Origin of the sequence: Snodgrassella sp. W8132, assembly GCF_016100865.1 — a bacterium.
Classification (GTDB): Bacteria; Pseudomonadota; Gammaproteobacteria; order Burkholderiales; family Neisseriaceae; genus Snodgrassella; species Snodgrassella alvi.
Genome location: NZ_JACFRQ010000001.1, coordinates 1,648,761 through 1,665,947, shown reverse-complemented (window position 1 = coordinate 1,665,947; position 17,187 = coordinate 1,648,761). Strand labels below are relative to the sequence as shown.

Annotated in this window: 9 protein-coding genes; 3 read left to right on the top strand and 6 right to left on the bottom strand. The window is 45.7% G+C overall.

What is annotated here, in order from left to right; translation table 11 throughout:
• Positions 1 to 134: 134 nt before the first annotated feature.
• The 3 genes from H3U82_RS07530 to H3U82_RS07520 all read left to right on the top strand — a co-directional run bounded on the left by H3U82_RS07530 (position 135) and on the right by H3U82_RS07520 (position 4,854).
• Positions 135 to 1,310 carry a phosphoglycerate kinase gene (locus tag H3U82_RS07530; RefSeq protein ID WP_198209912.1) on the top strand — a complete coding sequence of 392 codons (1,176 nt, stop codon included), beginning with the start codon at positions 135 to 137 and terminating at the stop codon, positions 1,308 to 1,310.
• 444 nt (positions 1,311 to 1,754) lie between these two features.
• The gene (locus H3U82_RS07525; protein ID WP_198209910.1) at positions 1,755 to 4,163 is read left to right on the top strand and encodes a membrane-bound PQQ-dependent dehydrogenase, glucose/quinate/shikimate family; all 2,409 of its coding nucleotides are present in this window, start codon (positions 1,755 to 1,757) and stop codon (positions 4,161 to 4,163) included.
• Positions 4,164 to 4,332: 169 nt separating this feature from the next.
• Positions 4,333 to 4,854, top strand: coding sequence for a Spy/CpxP family protein refolding chaperone (locus tag H3U82_RS07520; RefSeq protein WP_025329983.1), 522 nt, complete (start codon positions 4,333 to 4,335; stop codon positions 4,852 to 4,854).
• 81 nt (positions 4,855 to 4,935) lie between these two features.
• Here H3U82_RS07520 and H3U82_RS07515 read toward each other — a convergent pair whose 3' ends face one another.
• The 6 genes from H3U82_RS07515 to recC all read right to left on the bottom strand — a co-directional run bounded on the left by H3U82_RS07515 (position 4,936) and on the right by recC (position 17,144).
• Positions 4,936 to 7,017 carry a TonB-dependent copper receptor gene (locus H3U82_RS07515; protein WP_198209908.1) on the bottom strand — a complete coding sequence of 694 codons (2,082 nt, stop codon included), beginning with the start codon at positions 7,015 to 7,017 and terminating at the stop codon, positions 4,936 to 4,938.
• A 106-nt stretch (positions 7,018 to 7,123) separates the two neighbouring features.
• Complete coding sequence (locus H3U82_RS07510) at positions 7,124 to 8,440, bottom strand: DUF445 domain-containing protein (RefSeq protein WP_174829769.1); 1,317 nt, start codon at positions 8,438 to 8,440, stop codon at positions 7,124 to 7,126.
• Positions 8,441 to 8,736: 296 nt separating this feature from the next.
• Positions 8,737 to 9,720: a hypothetical protein gene (locus H3U82_RS07505; RefSeq protein WP_144340627.1), complete on the bottom strand. Its 984-nt coding sequence runs from the start codon at positions 9,718 to 9,720 to the stop codon at positions 8,737 to 8,739.
• A gap of 117 nt (positions 9,721 to 9,837) precedes the next feature.
• Entirely contained in the window at positions 9,838 to 10,239 is a 402-nt protein-coding gene (locus H3U82_RS07500; RefSeq protein WP_025329987.1) for a hypothetical protein, read from the bottom strand.
• Between the two features lie 54 nt (positions 10,240 to 10,293).
• A complete protein-coding gene (gene recB / locus H3U82_RS07495; protein WP_198209906.1) occupies positions 10,294 to 13,920 on the bottom strand; it encodes an exodeoxyribonuclease V subunit beta in 3,627 nt (1,208 codons plus the stop codon).
• Positions 13,920 to 17,144 (bottom strand): exodeoxyribonuclease V subunit gamma, encoded by a 3,225-nt coding sequence (recC, locus tag H3U82_RS07490; protein ID WP_198209904.1) that lies wholly within the window; start codon positions 17,142 to 17,144, stop codon positions 13,920 to 13,922. The genes recB and recC overlap by 1 nt, the downstream gene beginning before the upstream one ends.
• Positions 17,145 to 17,187 lie beyond the last annotated feature (43 nt).

Sequence of the window (17,187 nt, the reverse complement as noted above, 5' to 3'; positions counted from 1 at the left end):
AATTCAAAGTTTTTCAAGCTTTTTGTGATTTATAACTATTTTATCTATTTGTGATGCGCTGATGTTGTCATTCTTTGGGAGGTACGGAGTGATATAACAAATTTATCAGCGTTTTTTATTGCGGGAACTCAACCATGTTGTTTAAAAAGTTAGCTGATCAGGATGTGTCTGGCAAGACCGTTGTGATTCGAGTAGACATGAATGTGCCTATTAAAGATGGTGTTATTGTTGATGATACGCGTATTCGTGCTTCTTTAGCTTCGATTCGTTTTTGTTTGCAGCAGGGTGCAGCTGTTGTGGTGCTGACACATCTGGGACGACCGAAAGCCGGCGCTCCAAAACCGGAAGATAGTGTTGCTCCGGTGGCGCAGCGATTAGGAGAATTATTAGGTCAGAATGTCAGTGTGGCAGAAGACTGGCGTGAACACAAACCACAGTTGCAGGCCGGACATGTAATCATGCTGCCTAATGTTCGTCTGAATATCGGCGAGAAGGAAAATGACCAAGCTCTGGCTGCAGCTTATGCTGCGCTTGGTGATATCTATGTTAATGATGCTTTTGGTACTGCACATCGTGCAGAAGCATCTACAGCCGCAGTGGCAGAATTTGCACCGCTGGCCTGTGCCGGTATGCTGCTGACAGCTGAACTGGAAGCGTTAACTCATGCAGTACAGAATCCGCAGGCTCCGGTAGTGGCTATTGTGGGCGGAAGTAAAGTATCAACTAAACTGACGATTCTGGAAAGTCTGGCCGATAAGGTGGATCATTTAATTGTAGGTGGCGGAATTGCCAATACATTTTTACTGGCAAAGGGACTGCCTGTAGGGCAATCGCTGGCTGAAGCTGATCTGGTTGATAGTGCACGGCAGATTATGGCTAAGATAGCTGCTAAGGGCGGTGATATTCCTTTGCCTGTTGATGTGGTGGTAGCCAAACGTTTTGCTGCTGATGCAGCAGCTGAAATTAAAAACGTAGCCGATGTGGCCGAAGACGATATGATTCTGGATATTGGTCCGCAATCAGCACAGAGACTGGCTGAGATGATGAAAGAGGCAAAAACGATTGTCTGGAATGGTCCTGTAGGTGTATTCGAATTTGCTGCATTTGCTCATGGTACTAAGGTGCTGGCAAAGGCAATTGCCGATAGTAATGCTTATTCAATTGCCGGTGGCGGTGATACGCTGGCTGCAATTGCTCAGTTTGGTATTACTGATGATATCAGTTATATCAGTACCGGTGGCGGGGCATTTCTGGAGTTTCTGGAAGGTAAGACTTTACCGGCCGTTGCCGCGCTGACTGCACGAGCCTGATTGCTAATTTTATTTATCGGCATCGTTACGGATGCTTTTTTAGGCGAAATTGCTTAATACCGCAATTTCGCTTTTTTCATGTCTGTTGTTTTTATGATGATTCAATGACATAAAAAGTTACCTCCTTTCCGGCAGAAACATATTTTGTTGTATGTGAATAAAACTCGGATTGTGCTGAGATAAGTACATTATTCGGACATCCATCCTGTATTAAAAAACCGAATGTTAATTTTTTGACAATGGATTATTTAAAAGTTAATAATTTAATTTCTTCGTAAACTTTAATATATTTATGTTTATTTAAGGTATTTTTTTTGTATTTGTTAATTTATAAATAACTAATTTTAAATAATTTAAAAGTATTGCTGCCTGATAAGTAAAGCTTTATGTACTTTGCATGTTGGTTGGCAATATTTATTCACACATTCAGGTTAGGAGTAGTTGATGTCTGGTTCTTCAGGAAGTTGCTGGCGTAATCTGCCACGCTGGCTGCTTGTATTGATATTGCTGGCTGGCGGTCTGGCGCTAGGCTATGGTGGAATTAAGCTATTGATACTGGGTGGTTCGGGCTATTATTTACTGGCTGGTATTGCTTATCTGGTACTTGCGATAATGGTTGGTTTGCGTAAGTCTTATACTGCCTTGTTTTCGCTGGCAGTGTTTGTGGCAACGCTAATCTGGGCATTAACAGATGCAACGGAGTTAACTTATTGGGCTCTGATGCCGCGTCTGGTTATACCTGCACTGTTTCTTATGATGACTTTGTGGTCGGGCAGTGGCTATCAGGGTGTTTCAGCTTCCGGCCGCCGTTTTTATAATTTTAGCGGTGTTGTTATATTTCTGGCTTTACTGGCCACGCTGATTGCGTCGTTTTATCCGCATGGTCAGATTCGTAATCAGGTTAATATCAGTGAGAATGCTGATGCGGCACATGAAAATGCTCAAAATCCGTCTGACTGGGCATTTTTTGGCAGAAATCAGCGCGGTACCCGCTTTGCGCCGTATACCCAGATAAATCCGGATAATGTGCGTAATCTGCAGGTAGCATGGACATTTCATACTGGTCGCCGTACTTCCGGTAAAGCAATCGGTGTAGACGAAAATACACCATTGCAGATTGGTGACAAGCTGTATTCATGCACACCGGAAAATTTGGTATCTGCAATTGATGCGGATACTGGTAAGCTAATCTGGCGCTTTGATCCTAAAGCACGTACTGCGGAGCATGTAACCTGCCGCGGGGTAGGCTATTATGATATGGATAAGGATGATAGCCTGACCAATGCTGAAAAAGCCGCTTATACTCAGTCTTTATGCCGGCGCAGAATTGTTGTATCTACAGTGGATGCACGTCTGTTTACCCTGGATGCAGATAAAGGGACGTTATGTCCGGGTTTTGGTGACAATGGTTATGTGAATCTCAAGGCTTATATGGGGCCGACTGAAAACAGTAAGCGCTATCATCCGACTTCTCTGCCGGTAATGATGGGACATTTAACTGTTGTAGGCGGCTGGGTTCGCGATATTGTTCATGGTGAACCATCTGGTGCGGTACGGGCATTTGATGTACGTGACGGTAAGCTGGTGTGGACATGGGATATTGGTAAACCTGAGGGGCTGGCTAAGCCTGGTCAGAATTACACACTTGAAACACCTAATGTCTGGACTATTCCTACTTATGATAAAGAACTGAATCTGGTTTATTTACCAACCGGCAATGGACCGCCGGATTACTGGGGTGGTGACCGCAATCATATTAAGGAAAAATTCGGGGCAGCAGTGGTTGCTCTGGATGCCAGCACCGGTAAATTACGCTGGGTACGTCAGCTGGTTCACCATGATGTATGGGATTATGATTTGCCTTCTCAACCTGTACTGTATGATGTTACCAATGATAAAGGCCAGAAAATTCCTGCTCTGATTCAAACTACTAAAACCGGGCAGATTTTTGTAATTGACCGGCGAAACGGTGAATTTGTCACTAAAGTTGTGGAAAGCCCTGTACCTACAGCTCCGGCAGCCGAAGGTGAACATTTGTCTGCTACGCAGCCTGATTCTGTAGGTATGCCCAATATTGGTAATGAGCCTCTGACTGAACGCAGTATGTGGGGTATCACACCGTTTGACCAGTTATATTGCCGTATTCTGTTTAAGAATTCTGTATACAAAGGCCGGTTTACGCCACCGGGTGCACAGCCGTATATTGAATGGCCAAGTCTGCTTGGCGGCATGAACTGGGGTGGTATCTCAATTGATGAATCACGGAATCTGATGTTTGTGAACGATATGCGCATGGCACTGCGTATGCAGTTGGTTACCCGTGAGGAGGCAAAACAGTTCAAGGTTTCTACTGATGAAGTACCGGGATTTATGGGTACGATTCGGCCGCAGGTTGCCGGTATTTATGGCGGTGTGAAAATCGACATTCTGCAATCTCCGCTCGGTGTACCATGTCAGCAGCCGCCATTTGGTACGCTGAGTGCCATTGATTTGAACACCAAGCGGCTAGTATGGCAGGTGCCAATGGGCACAGTTCAGGATACCGGACCTCTGAATATTAAGACAAAACAGCCAATGCCGATTGGTATGCCTACGCTGGGCGGTCCGACAGCCACTGCCTCCGGTCTGGTATTTTTTGCCGGTACGCAGGATTATTATCTGCGTGCAATAGATGCCAAAACCGGTAAGGAAGTTTGGAAAGCACGCCTGCCAGTGGGTTCGGTTGCTGCTCCGCTGATTTATGTCTCTCCGAAAACCGGTAAGGAGTATGTGGTTATTTCAGCCGGTGGTACCAGCCATTCAAATGATGTTGGTGACTATGTAATTGCTTATGCGTTGCCGGATAAAAAGTAAATCTGACCGGCACTAAAAAACAGCACCTGGGACGGGTGCTGTTTTTTAAAGAATTAATAAAATTGTTTACTAATTAATTTCAATTATATTCATGATTTTACATACTACTATGAAATACTGTTTGTTAAATATGAATGTATTCTCAATTCAAATAACAAGGAGTTGTGTTATGAAAACTTTTATCCGTGTAGTAACGCTTGCTGCTTTGTCTTCAATGAGTATGGGTGCTTTTGCTGCTGCTGGAACAGAACAGCCGCCGACAGCAGTAGTCACTGAAACGGAAACAGTGGTTGTGCATGAGCAGAAACCGGTTTTGGGTCCGGTAAATCCACATTCAATTTTGCCTCAGTTGAATTTAAGTAATCAGCAAAGGGCACTGGTACAGAAAATTGATCATCAGTATGCCAGCCAGCGTCCGCTTATGAGCAATGAAAATCGTCAGATTCTGGCTAATTTGCAACAGGAGCGTAAAAATCTGGTATTAAATAAGCAATTTGATGATGTTAAAGCTAAAAATATGATTGCACAGGAACAGCGTCTTTGGGCTGAACAGCAACAGGCACGTGCTGATTATGATTTTTTACAGTTAAAACGCGAACATGATATCTATCAGATTCTGACTCCGAAACAGCAACAGCAATATTGGCGTTTGCGTCAGCAACAGAAGTTGCTGCACTCCAAAGCGCGATAATTTATTGTTACTGTAGTTCGGTTTTGTGATTTAAAACCCCGCATTGCGGGGTTTTTATTTTTCTTTGGTAAGAAATATTTATCAGAATTTAATCTGTGCCCGTGCCCACAGTGTGCGTCCTAGCTCGTTAACTCGGTATTGTTGTACGGAATAGGTATCAAAATCATAAGCAGATTTATTTACTGCTTCGGCATAGGTTTTGTTAAAGACATTGTCGATTCCGATTTGTACCAGCATATTTTTACCGGGTTTCCAGCCGGCATTTAATGCCAGTGTCCCAAAGCCGCTGCTCTGACCTAAGTCCATGCCAACAATGTTGCCCTGATTTTTGGCATAGCGGTGCTGACTAGTAACAACACGCCACAAGGCACCGGCGCTGAAATGCTCGTTTTCCCAGTTGAGGTAAGTACGCCATTCCAGTGGCGGGGTTTGTGCCAGTGGTCGTTTATCACTGCGGTTACTGGCATAGGTATAGGCGAGGCTGCCGCCAAGATTCCAGTGTGGTGCGAACTGCCAGTTGGTTCTGGCTTCGAAGCCATAGCGGCGCGCATCTATCTGACGGGCTGAATTTTTGCTGTTAATGCTTTCAATCAGAATAAAATCATTGATTTGTCCTGCAAAAATATCAATTGAACTGCTGATGCTGTTACCTTGATAACTTAAACCGGCATCGATTTCATGGTTGGTTTCTTTACGCAATTTTTCGCCGTTGGCTTTACTGCGTTCCCAGTAATCAGGAGCACGCTCGGCAATACCATAGCCGAGATAGCTGGTTAGTTTATTGTTGTGGTGTTCCAGACGGATAAAACCGGCATTCAGTCCCTGATGCTGGCGCAAATACTTTGAGGCAATGGCATTTTTCTGCGGGTTAAACAGGGTACTGGTCCAGTCATGACGAAAACCGCCAAAGAGGCTGTTATTATCATCTATATTCCATTCACTCTGAATATAGGCACCGTGACGTTTATAAGTCTGGTTCCAGATAAAGGGCAGTTTGTAATAATTTTCTGCCTGCTGTTTATTGGTACTCATTACCATAGGTCGGGTGCTGACTTCATCATTCTGCCAGTCTGCACCGATTTCACTGTGTGTATTTCCCAGCTCTATCTGTGCTGACAATTTAGCTGATTTTATTTCACGCGAAGGATTCATTACTGAATACATGCGGCGTACCGGCATGGTGGTATGCATACCATTCATATTGGGCATATCCGATGCCATTTTGCTCATACCGGAAACCATTTTCATCGGTGCAGGAGTACGCAGACTGAAATTATCCATCACATGGTCGATTTTACTGCGGCCATATTCAAACTGTAGCTGACTCAGCCAGTTGGTGATATTTTGCTGGCGCAATTTCATTGACCAGCCATGACGGTCGAACTGGGTACCATCCATACTGCGGTCGGCATAGCGGGCATGGCCGGTGCTGTGTTCATATTGTACAGCCAGCAGGGTGTCAGTAAATGGGGTAAGAGCTGCCTGAGCCATCTGATTATTGCGTTTGAATGCAGAATGAATGGTGTCTCCATTACCGTCTTTGTAATCTTTAGACTCATTGTGACTGGCATTGAGCCGAAGCCAGCCGTACTGATTACCCAGTGTACCGTCGATATAAGCATCACTGCGCCCGAATGATCCTTTTGTAAAGGCACTGTCTAATTTGGCAGTGGGCTGAGATAGTGGTTTTTCATCACGGATAAAACGTACAGAACCGCTAATCATTCCCGGCCCCTGATTAACCGCTTGTGGTCCCTTGGTAATAATGACTCTGTCGTAGCTGGCCGGAAACAGATAGGAGGTGGGCGGGTCCATACGTCCGGGACAGCTGCCCAGTACAAACTGGTCGTCAGCACTGATCAGCAGGCGCGAACCGCCCAGACCGCGTAGCAGGGGATCACCGGAGCTACCGCCTTTACGCGTGACACTCATTCCTGCAACTGATTTAAGTAAATCAGCACCGTCCTGTGCCGGTAAAGGCTGAAGGGCTGTTTTGGGGTTGATTACTTCAACTCCCGAGGTACTTTGTTTGGAAGCGACCACCACTACCGGACTTAATTCTGCTGTATGCGGTTCTGTATTTTCTGATTGTGGCTGGGCACGAACTGTAGAAATAAGACAGGACAGGGCTAAAAAGAAAAGAGATTTGTCACGATAATGCATGGGAGTGCCTGAATGGCTGAAATAATTTAATTTATTATATCTTAAAAAATATAAATGAATCTTTGAATAAATTTAATTTTTTAACTCAATGTAATTTTATGTATGTTCAGGCGGCTATCCATTGAGATGCAATATAAATAAGCAGACCGATGCAACCGCCAACAAGCGTGCCATTGATACGAATGAACTGTAAATCACGCCCGACACTCAATTCGAGTTTATCAACCATTTGTTTACTGTCCCAGCTTTTGACTTTATCGGCAATGAACTGACTGACGCGATTTTTATACTGGCGAGTGATGAGTTTTGCACACAATGTAATTCGGGTATCCAGACGCTGCATAAATCGCGGGTTTTGCATGGCTTGCTGCTGTATATGGGTAGATAACCGGCCAAGCTGCTGCTGCCACCATGAATTACTCTGGCTGGTGTCGTGTTCACTCCATGCCACAAAACTATCCCATAAATCCATTATGCTTTGTTGCAATGCTGTAGAGCGCAGCAGTTGCTGCCGTCCGGCCGCAAGCCATCTGTGCCAGCTCCGGCTGCGACGTAATTTGCGTTCGGTAACGAGAAACTGTTTTCGGCAGGCGCGCCAGAAAGAGTGCTTTGGGTTCGCCAATACCGCATCTATATAGGAGTCTGCCCAATCGAGTGCTTTGCCGGCGACCCAGTCATCAATACGTGCAGTCAGTGTCGTTTTCAGCGAAGCCTTAAATTTATCCCAAGTACTGGGATCGCTTTTTTCAATTTTACTTACCCAAGATAACAGACTTTTTTCAAGTTGTGCCCGTGTCTGTTCGTTTTGCAGCCATTGGCGTATTTGTTGCAGTAAAGATCGTATCAGCAGTGTATCAATACCTTGTTTATGGATTAAATGAAGAAAGTTTGCCAGTGTTTTGCCCAGACGGGCACCGCTGTACTGGGTGTTTAGCAGCTGACTGCAAAATCCGGCTACTTCACGGGCACTGGCGGTATTTAACAGCAGCGGAATCTGGCTGGTCAGAACAGGCAGCCATTTTTGCTGATTTTGCGGAGCACATAGCCATTGCAGGGTTCTTCTGGCCGGATGCATACGATAGATGCGTCCGGCAATTGCTTTATCCTGTAAAAAATTATTTTCAATAAAATGTCCGAATTCATTGGCAATTCTTTCCTGTTTCTGAGGCAGAATTGCGGTATGAGGAATAGGCAGACCAAGGGGATGGCGAAACAGGGCAGTAACTGCGAACCAGTCTGCCAGTGCACCTACCATGGCGGCTTCGGTAAATGCTTTAAGATAGACCAGAGCCGGATATTGTTTTTGCAGCAGGCAGCTTAAAACAAATAAAACACAGGCAATAATCAGCAAACTGGTAGCCAGTATTCGCATGCGTCGCAGACGCTGGCGCTGTATCAGACTGGTAATAGTGGCTGTGTTCATAATATCGGTGTGTTTCAGATATCCGAATAAAATTTTTCAGTATATAAGCTTACTGGTTAATTGGTCTTGTTGCCGGTGTGATTTCCTGAATTTACTCAACTGAATAAAAGTATCAATCTTAATAAGGGAGAAATAGCCGGTAGTTAAAGGTTGGTATCGTTAGCTGGATTTGATTGTATAATAAATTTTTTACTCGAACCCTATATTAAATAATACATATTATTTAATATTCCATGAATATTTCATTGATATAACATTGTGCTTTTTAGCTGGTATAAATCATTACTGGAAACTGATTATTCGGGTAATGGTTTTTGGAATGCTTTTACCGACAAAATAATGAGTACGCCAATATAATTTAAAATTATATAGAGCGAATAGTTAATCAGCCATATATTTTCGAATTGCTCTTCGGCTATTGCGCCAGATAATTCGCCTGTTAGTGGATATAAAATAGTGAGTGCCAGTAAATAATAGACCGAGCTGTAAGTTAAATAATTGAATAAATCAGACCATGCAACTTGATTTTTTGGGGTAACACTATCTTTGATAGCGAGAGCAAAGGCCAGTAATATATCAATCCAGTAAAGTATAAAGCACAGAAACATTACTACAGAGAGGATATTAAGTATGTCACCTTCAAAGTAAGGAATCATTAATCCTCTGCCAATTAAGCTGTTACTGCAAGTCAGCACAAATAAATAAACTGCTGCAAAAATGAGCAACTTTTTAATACTGAATTTACCCGTACTGGCTTTTTGGTCAGTGTTAGTTTTTTTGATGGCTAATGAATTATCGGAAGCAGAAACTGTTCTACGACGTTTAAATGATAAAACCTGACAGATAAGTTTAAATATTAAAATAATAAAAGCACCAATGCTGTTAACAAAGGTATAAATAAAAACAAGGAAATTATTGAAATAAATGAAAACTTGATATGTGATTGATTGTAAATAAATAAAGAAAACACAAATCAGAAAATTACTGATTGAATAACACAATAGTGTAACGGTTGATGGTGTCTTATTCGGACTGTGTTTATCATTAAAGTATGCAGAAAAAATCTGTTTTATTGTTAACCCGAATATCCATATTAATAAAAGACCAAAGAGATATAAGCAGCCATAAATTAAGAGAAATTCAATGTCAGTGTTAAAATAGGGATACCAGAAAGGTGGTCGCAAAAGCGTCCCGAAAAGATAAAGGATAGTTAAATAAATTAACGAAAGCTTCAGGGAGTTTTGTGGGTTAAAAAATTCAATAAATCGATTTTTTTTCAATTTATTCAGCCCCTAGCGATAATCTTAATTTGATTACCTATAATCTCATTAATCCGAATTTTTGTATTAATTGTATTTTTAACAATATGTATCAGACTATCTCAGTAAACTGCAACCTCAAGCCGTTACTTGTGGTTTACGGCGTTTATGTTGCCACCACTTGAATCCGTAACCGGCAATGACCGGAATCAGCGCATAAATAATCAGAGCTGTCCAGCTGCCGTACCAGTGTACCAGTGTGGAGGTACTGTTATCATTGTTAAGAATAATCTCGGTAGATGAGTAACAAATAGCGCGCCACCAGCACATAACCAGAAGCCCCAGAAAAACCGGCCAGATTTTGCATGTACGCCCGCGCTGCCATAACAGGAAAAATACCAGCGCCCATATCAATGTCAGGGTAGTAACTAATAAACCCGTATCAGTTGGCAGATGCAGATAGCGACAGATAATAAAGGTGATAACGACCCATATGCCGGCAAGTATGGCCATGATAAATTCTTCGGGCTTGTTGAGCATGTTGTTGCTTCCTTAGCGAAAAATACGGCTGGAATGGTTAATATACCGCAGCTGCTATACTTTGTCATGTTCTACTAGCCATGGTCTGAGACTGGCTGTGTCTATATCCCATTTCCATATGCCATTCTGGTTGTGCGGATTAAGTCCGCGCAGGAAGAGATAACGTACGCTGATACTGGGCGGAAGCTGCCGGCGACTGTGCAGAAATCGTGCACAGGCAATGCTGTAAATGAGTGCCTGAAGGTAGTAATGATGTCTGGCAATAGCCTCGTCCATGTTTTCCCGAGTATAGTCTGACAGACGATTTCCCAAATGGTTGGATTTGTAATCAATAACATATACCTGACCATGCCGGTCTTCGCCTAGAAGATCGATAGCCCCGTTGATAAATCCGTTTACCGTAGCAAAATCCAGCTCCTGTGCTGCCTGAACACAACATTGCGGTAATCCGGATGTGTGGGTAAACCACTGTTGTAAATCTGCGATACTGAAATCGGCAACCCGCAGCATGAAATTCATTTCAGCCACTCGTTGTGCTTTAGGTATGTTTGCAATAATGGTTTGTGGTGACAGCTGGCATTGGCGTACGGTATCAGTAAGCGTCTGCATGGTGGTGCTGTGCCGGCTGTCGAAACCATAACGCGCCAGACAGTCGAGAATATGCTCCTGTTCCGTTGCAGTAGCCGGCAGGCTGAATTCGGTCTGTTCCAGTATGGCATGCAGACAAAGTCCGGCGTTGATACCGCGCTCGAATGCGAGCACAGGTGTTTCCGCTTCTGTATCGGGGCTCAGCGGCTGAATCTGTACTTCAGCCTGATCCAGCGCAGGTGCTATTTTTTCTTCTTCCGGAGCAGATTCGCGGTGACTGTAATCATGCCGGCTCAGACTGGTGAAGCTGGTATAGCGTATGGATTGAAAAGTCCTTACTGTCGGTGTTAGTGCACGATAAGGTTGTTCGGGTTTTTTACTGATATCAATACAGGCAGGGTCTACATTACCTTCACACCATTGAAACAGCTCAGGGTTGCCGGCAGCCAGACATTGATGCCATGCAGCACGTAAAGTACTGGGCAGATTGGGCTTATGGGTTTCCTGCCAGAATTGGCGTGATTCTTTCAGGGTATTGTCCGGCTGTCCGTCCAGTAGCCATGCCATGGGGTTACTGGCGGTATTGTTGCAGGCGGCAGTGTACAGTATCAGTTGTTCGCGTGCCCGGGTAAAGGCTACATAATACAGACGCAAACGTTCGGCCATACTTTCGCATTCCAGCTCATCCCGGTCGCTGTCACTGAGCAAACTATTGGCAATCAATTCCACTTTATCCTGCTGATGCAGACGTTGCCAGTGTTCCTGATTATTAATGGTCTCTTTACCATCCCATGCAAACGGACAGAATACCACCGGATATTCCAGCCCTTTGGAAGCATGCATGGTCACAATTTTAACCAGTGCTTCATCACTTTCCAGTCGCAGCAGACTGCTTTCACCTGCTGACCGTTCGTTGCTGATGGCACTGGTCAGCCAGTTCAGCAGGGCGTTGGCCGTCGGCAGGGTTTGTTCAGCAGCAGCCAGTAATTCGGCCAGTTGCCACAGATTGGTCAGGCTGCGCTCATTGCGCTGTGTAAGCAATCTGATTTCCATGCCGGTCTGGCCGGCAAACCACTGTATGGCAGGATAAATACCATACTGCTGCCATTGTTCGCGGGTTTGCAGTGCCAGCTGTATCCATTCGCTCAGTGTATTTTCATTCCGGTTCAGTTCTGCCAGCTGTGCTGCTGTCCAGCCGAACAATACACCGCCAAGGATAAAGCGTAATGTTTCAGTGCGCTGCGGTTGCAGCCAGAAACGTAACAGAGCCTCGACAGCCTGTGCCTCAGTGCTGGAAAAAACTGAATGGTTTCCAAGAGAGACGCTCATGATGCCGCAGCGTTTCAATGCGCCGGCAATCATGCGGCCTTCATTATGTGAATGCACCAATACGGCAATATCGCCAGCCTGTAACGGACGGTTACTCAGTAGCAGTTCTCCGCGCATACCCTGATTAATCATGCCGGCAATTTCATAGGCACAATATTCGGCCGCACGTGTCCGCAGACTGTCTTTATTCGGGATAATTTCCGCTCCCTTATCGCTGACATCTATTTTTTCATGCAGCCAGCGCACCACTACCGCCGGTATAACAGTATTGTCGTGACTGTAATGCAGACGGTTATTTTCTGCCTGTGCCTGAACCTGAGGATAGCTGATACCCTCAAGAATAAAAGGCAGCTTTTTGCCGCTGAACAGGAGGCCAATGGCCTGTACCAGTGCCTGATGGCTGCGGTAATTAGTAGTTAGGGTATAGCGCTGCTGTGGCGGGGTATCGGCAGCGGCACGCAGATAGGCGTGAATATCAGCACCACGGAAACGGTAAATAGCCTGTTTCGGGTCACCCACCATAATAAGCGGGCGGTTTTGTTCGGCAAACGCGGTTTTGAAAATTCGGTACTGCAACGGATCAGTATCCTGACATTCGTCTACTAGTGCAATCTGCCATGTTTGCGCCAGTGCTGCGGCCAGTGTTTCAGACATGGGATTATCCGCAGACAGTGCCAGACCCAGATCTGCCAGTAAATCGTCAAAGCTGCGCTGGTGGCTGTTGCGCCGGTGCTGATTCAGACACTGGCGCACGTAGTTAAAACAGTCCAGCTGTAATTGCAGTGATATGCTGTCTTCTGCAATCAGCATGGCAGCAACAGCTTCTGCCAGTTCGACCAGTGGGGCAATGTTAGCTATCAGCTCATTATTGAGTGTTTGATTTTTTTTGGTGTTTTCCTGTAGCTGGGATGAAGCCAGTTTGGCACATTTTTCCAGTACAGAAGAAGAAAAAGAATGGCAGTTTACTTCGCTTTCCATTACCTGCTGCAGGTCGGTGAAAAGCTGCTGATAACTTTTCTGGCGGTAAATATTGCCATTTAGTTGCTGATGTAACTGCCAGAATGAATCCTGAATAAGGCTGAAATGTGTACATACGCTCTGCCATGCCTGTTGCCAGCAGTTATTTATGCCGGCTATATCCGCAACCGGCGGCTGGCGTACCTGTAAATCTACCATGCCGCAGTGCCGTCCCATTTCCTGCATAAGCCGGGCAGGGGTAAGTTTGTAAGTGACAGCCAGCGTGGCCATACTGCTGTTATTGCTTACTTGCTGCCGCCAGAAGTCTTCGGCAAACCGGCACAGCATTTCCGGATCAGTTTCAATAGTTTCCGTATCAAATGGGGTCTGGCATAAAAAGGCATAATCAGTGAGTACGCGCTGGCAGAATCCGTGAATGGTGTAAACGGCTGCACGGTCAAACTGGGTAATGGCTGCCTGCAGACGTAGAATCAGGCTGGCATCATCATCCTGACTGCGGGCACAGTCAATCAGCTGTTGCAGTATCGGGTCATTCTGTTCCGCAGGCAGATTATTTTGTAACAGAGTCAGAGCCTGATTAAGGCGGGTACGCAGACGGGTTTTCAGCTCCGCTGTAGCTGCTTTGGTAAAAGTGACCACCAGAATAGCGTCAACCGGCATGCGTTCCAGTAACACCAGCCGTGCAAACAGGGCGGCAATGTTAAAGGTTTTCCCGGTACCGGCAGAAGCTTCAATCAGGCTGCTGCCGTTTAAGGGCATGGTAATCGGATTTAATGCTTGGCTCATTATAATTTATCAGCGGTTTCCAACGCTGCTGTCATGGGCAGCAGTAATTCTTCAATCAGTTGCCAGAACAGAGGGGTGTCAATCGGCAGTTCTTCATCGCGGCCAAATACCTGAGCTACTTCAGGATAGTCGGCCTGCGGTTTTCCGTTATGGCTGTCTGCATAGACTTTAAACGCGGTACTGCGTTCTTCGGCACCATATTCAGGTGCACGGTTTTTCTTTTGCCGGTTACGATACCACTTAAGGGCAGTGGTAAGGCTGGTTTTCGGAAAAAAGGGCAGTGGCCGGCTTTGTCCTAGCCGGTAATACTCAAGCCATAAAGCCAGTTGTGCTTGCGCATCAATCAGGCTCATTGCTGCCAGCATGCGCGGTTTGGCCGGATAAAGCTCATATGTGTCCTGTGCACCTTCGCTTTCAGTAGCGCAGAGGAGTAAATGGCGCAGATATAACTCAATATTATCCGGTGCTGTCGGGGCGTGATTCCGTTCAATCAGCTGCCCGCACTGATGTAAACGGCTGATGTTGCCACTTAGCTGTAACTGTTCGTGTTCAAAAATAAAGGCAATATCGGCGACAGCGGGACTGAACAGTATGCTGCTGTCCAGAGCCAGTGTCTGATTGCGTAAAACCTGGCTGACAATCACGCCCAGCTCGCCTTCAGGCACCAGTCCGCTTACTGCCAGTGCTGCATCTACCTCAGCAAAATCCAGATGCTGCCGGCGTGCACGGGTATAGGCAGTATAAATCGATGCACTGTTTTCAATTGCAAACGGTTCTGCTGCACTGATTGGTGTTTCCTGATAGGGTGCCTGCCATTGTAACTGCTGCTGAAGCCAGTGACGTACCGGATTACGCCAGAACCGGATAAAGGATTCAATATCAACTTCCTGATTTTGTTTTTCCGGTTCAGTTATTTTTGCATAAAATGGCGCAGGCTTATCTGTATTCTGATTCAGTGCCGTGGCGTAATCACTGCGGCAGCTGACTAAATCGCCGTTAAAATAGCGATAGGAAAAGGGTTGTAATGGGTGTCTGATGATATGCTGCTGATTAAATACCAGCGGATTACAGCCGGTCATGGCGGCCAGAACATCGGTCAGCTCATAAAGCAGAGCAGAGGGGGCCAGTTCTTCGTTTTTACGAATATCTTTACCGATATACGACAAATACAGTTTTTCGCGCGCACTTAAAATAGATTCAAGAAACAGATAACGGTCATCGTTGCGACGGGCACGATCGCCACGGCGCGGGTGCTGTGCAATCAGGTCGAAAGCAGCAGATTTTGTAGTACGGGGAAATTCGCCGTCATTCAGACCGAGCAGACAGATACAGCGAAAGGGCAGGCTGCGCATCGGTACCATACTGCAAAAGGTAATCCCGCCGCGCAGAAATCCGGCCTGACGGGTAGTGGATAAATAATTCTGCAAATGCTCGATTGCAATGGCCGGTTCAATAGTCAGATTAAATTGTGCCAGTGCTGCCTGCGCCTGCCATTCAGCCAGACTGGTTTCCAGTTGCTGCATGGCATGTCCGGACAGAGAATCAGTATCGGCTAAATCCCGCAGAAGTTGTCGTGTACGCGCAATCCATTCGGGAATGGTAGCTGCTTTTTGCCAGCAGCTATGATGTTTAATCAGACAATCTATTAACTGTTGTGCGCGTGCCAGAATTTCAGTCTGGCCGATATCACCGAACCACGGAAGTTGTTGCTGCCACAGTGCCGTATATTTATTTTCCGGCAGCAGCCAGCCGAGTACCGTACGTTCACGCGCCTGCTGCCAGGTAAAGTGCTTACCCTGTCCGCCATATTCATGACGCATATCTGCATCCACACCCCAGCGTACCCCTTGTTCGCTCCAGACACGGTGAATCAGTTCTGCGTCGCTGTCGTTTAAATCAAAACGTGCGCGCAGAGCAGATTCATCCAGCAAAGGTAGCACAGTTTCTATATCAAACCGGCTCTGCATCAGTTGCAGCAGTTTTTCGAATAATTGCAGTAGGGGTTCATGCAGGCTGATTTTAACGTCGGCAATATTGTAAGGCAGAGCAGGCGTGTTGCCCTGCGTTTGTCCGAATACTGCGTGGATAAAAGGCAGATAAGGCCCAATATGAGGGGTAAGTACCGCAATATCCTGCGGCTGCCAGTGCGGATGTGCGGCCAGATCCTGAATCAGCTGCTCTTTGAGAATTTGCAGTTCACGCAGGCAGGAATGCGCCGCCACAATCTGAATGGAATTATCATATTCCTGCAGCCGGTAGGGTGGTTCAGACTGTTTCGGATGCTGCAAGCACTGAATATCGTTTTGCAGACGGTGTAACAGAGTATCTGCCACTTCATCACACTGAGCATAGACAGAAGGCATATACACTACTTCACCCAGATCATTGAGTGCATCAAAAAAATCCCGCCCCTGTTTGCCCAGACTGGCCAGTAAAGGATGACCAACCACACTCAGGTCTGTTTCCTGACTATTGAGCAGCATATCTGCTGAGAGCACATTGCCCCAGTACTCAGCACACGGGTTTACCGCAAATATATGCACATCAGTATATTGTGCTATTACCTGTAGTGCATGCAGATAAACCGGTGCCAGTGTGGCAATACCGAATACGAATATCCGCTCAGGTAAATGTTCAGAATCAAGTTTGCTCAGAAATTTCTGCATTAAGCCGGCGCGGTGTGGTAAATCTGATTCATTGTTCAGCCAGCGCCATAGCTCTGCCTGCCATTGCTCATCTTCACCCAGATTCGCAGATTTATTTTCCTGCCAATTATTTATCCAATCATTGCGATAGATTAAATATTGGTCAAACATATCAGCAAGTTTTCCAGCTAGATGGTAAGGTGCCTGAGTACTGCTATCAAGATAAGAATGTAGTGCGGTAGCAGTTTGGCATAATTGGGGTTGTCTGAACGCCGGGCTATGAAACAATCCCAGTAAGCGCCAGCGCAATACTTCTGACTGAAACGGGTTAAGCGCTGGTGTTTGCGGTAATACCTGATGGGTTAATTGCCAGATGTAGCTGGCCGGCAGACTGAAATGCAGATTGGCGGCAATACCGTGCTCCTGAGCCAGATAGTGATTCAGATAGCGGCGCATACCCTGACTCTGTACCACGATTTCTGTTGCAGCCCATGCTGACTGTGGTGAGGTATGCTGATATACGCTGGCAAATAAAGCAGCTAAATCAGATAATTGATTGGATTGATAAACATACAGCATAACAGCATCCGGCACCAGTTAAGGTTGTTATTATAGCTGTACC

Excerpts from the sequence above, each read along its gene's own strand:
- H3U82_RS07520 (WP_025329983.1), top strand. The coding sequence starts at position 4,333 with ATGAAAACTTTTATCCGTGTAGTAACGCTTGCTGCTTTGTCTTCAATG.
- H3U82_RS07525 (WP_198209910.1), top strand. The coding sequence starts at position 1,755 with ATGTCTGGTTCTTCAGGAAGTTGCTGGCGTAATCTGCCACGCTGGCTG.
- recB (WP_198209906.1), bottom strand. The coding sequence starts at position 13,920 with ATGAGCCAAGCATTAAATCCGATTACCATGCCCTTAAACGGCAGCAGC.
- H3U82_RS07515 (WP_198209908.1), bottom strand. The coding sequence starts at position 7,017 with ATGCATTATCGTGACAAATCTCTTTTCTTTTTAGCCCTGTCCTGTCTT.
- H3U82_RS07510 (WP_174829769.1), bottom strand. The coding sequence starts at position 8,440 with ATGAACACAGCCACTATTACCAGTCTGATACAGCGCCAGCGTCTGCGA.
- recC (WP_198209904.1), bottom strand. The coding sequence starts at position 17,144 with ATGCTGTATGTTTATCAATCCAATCAATTATCTGATTTAGCTGCTTTA.
- H3U82_RS07530 (WP_198209912.1), top strand. The coding sequence starts at position 135 with ATGTTGTTTAAAAAGTTAGCTGATCAGGATGTGTCTGGCAAGACCGTT.
- H3U82_RS07500 (WP_025329987.1), bottom strand. The coding sequence starts at position 10,239 with ATGCTCAACAAGCCCGAAGAATTTATCATGGCCATACTTGCCGGCATA.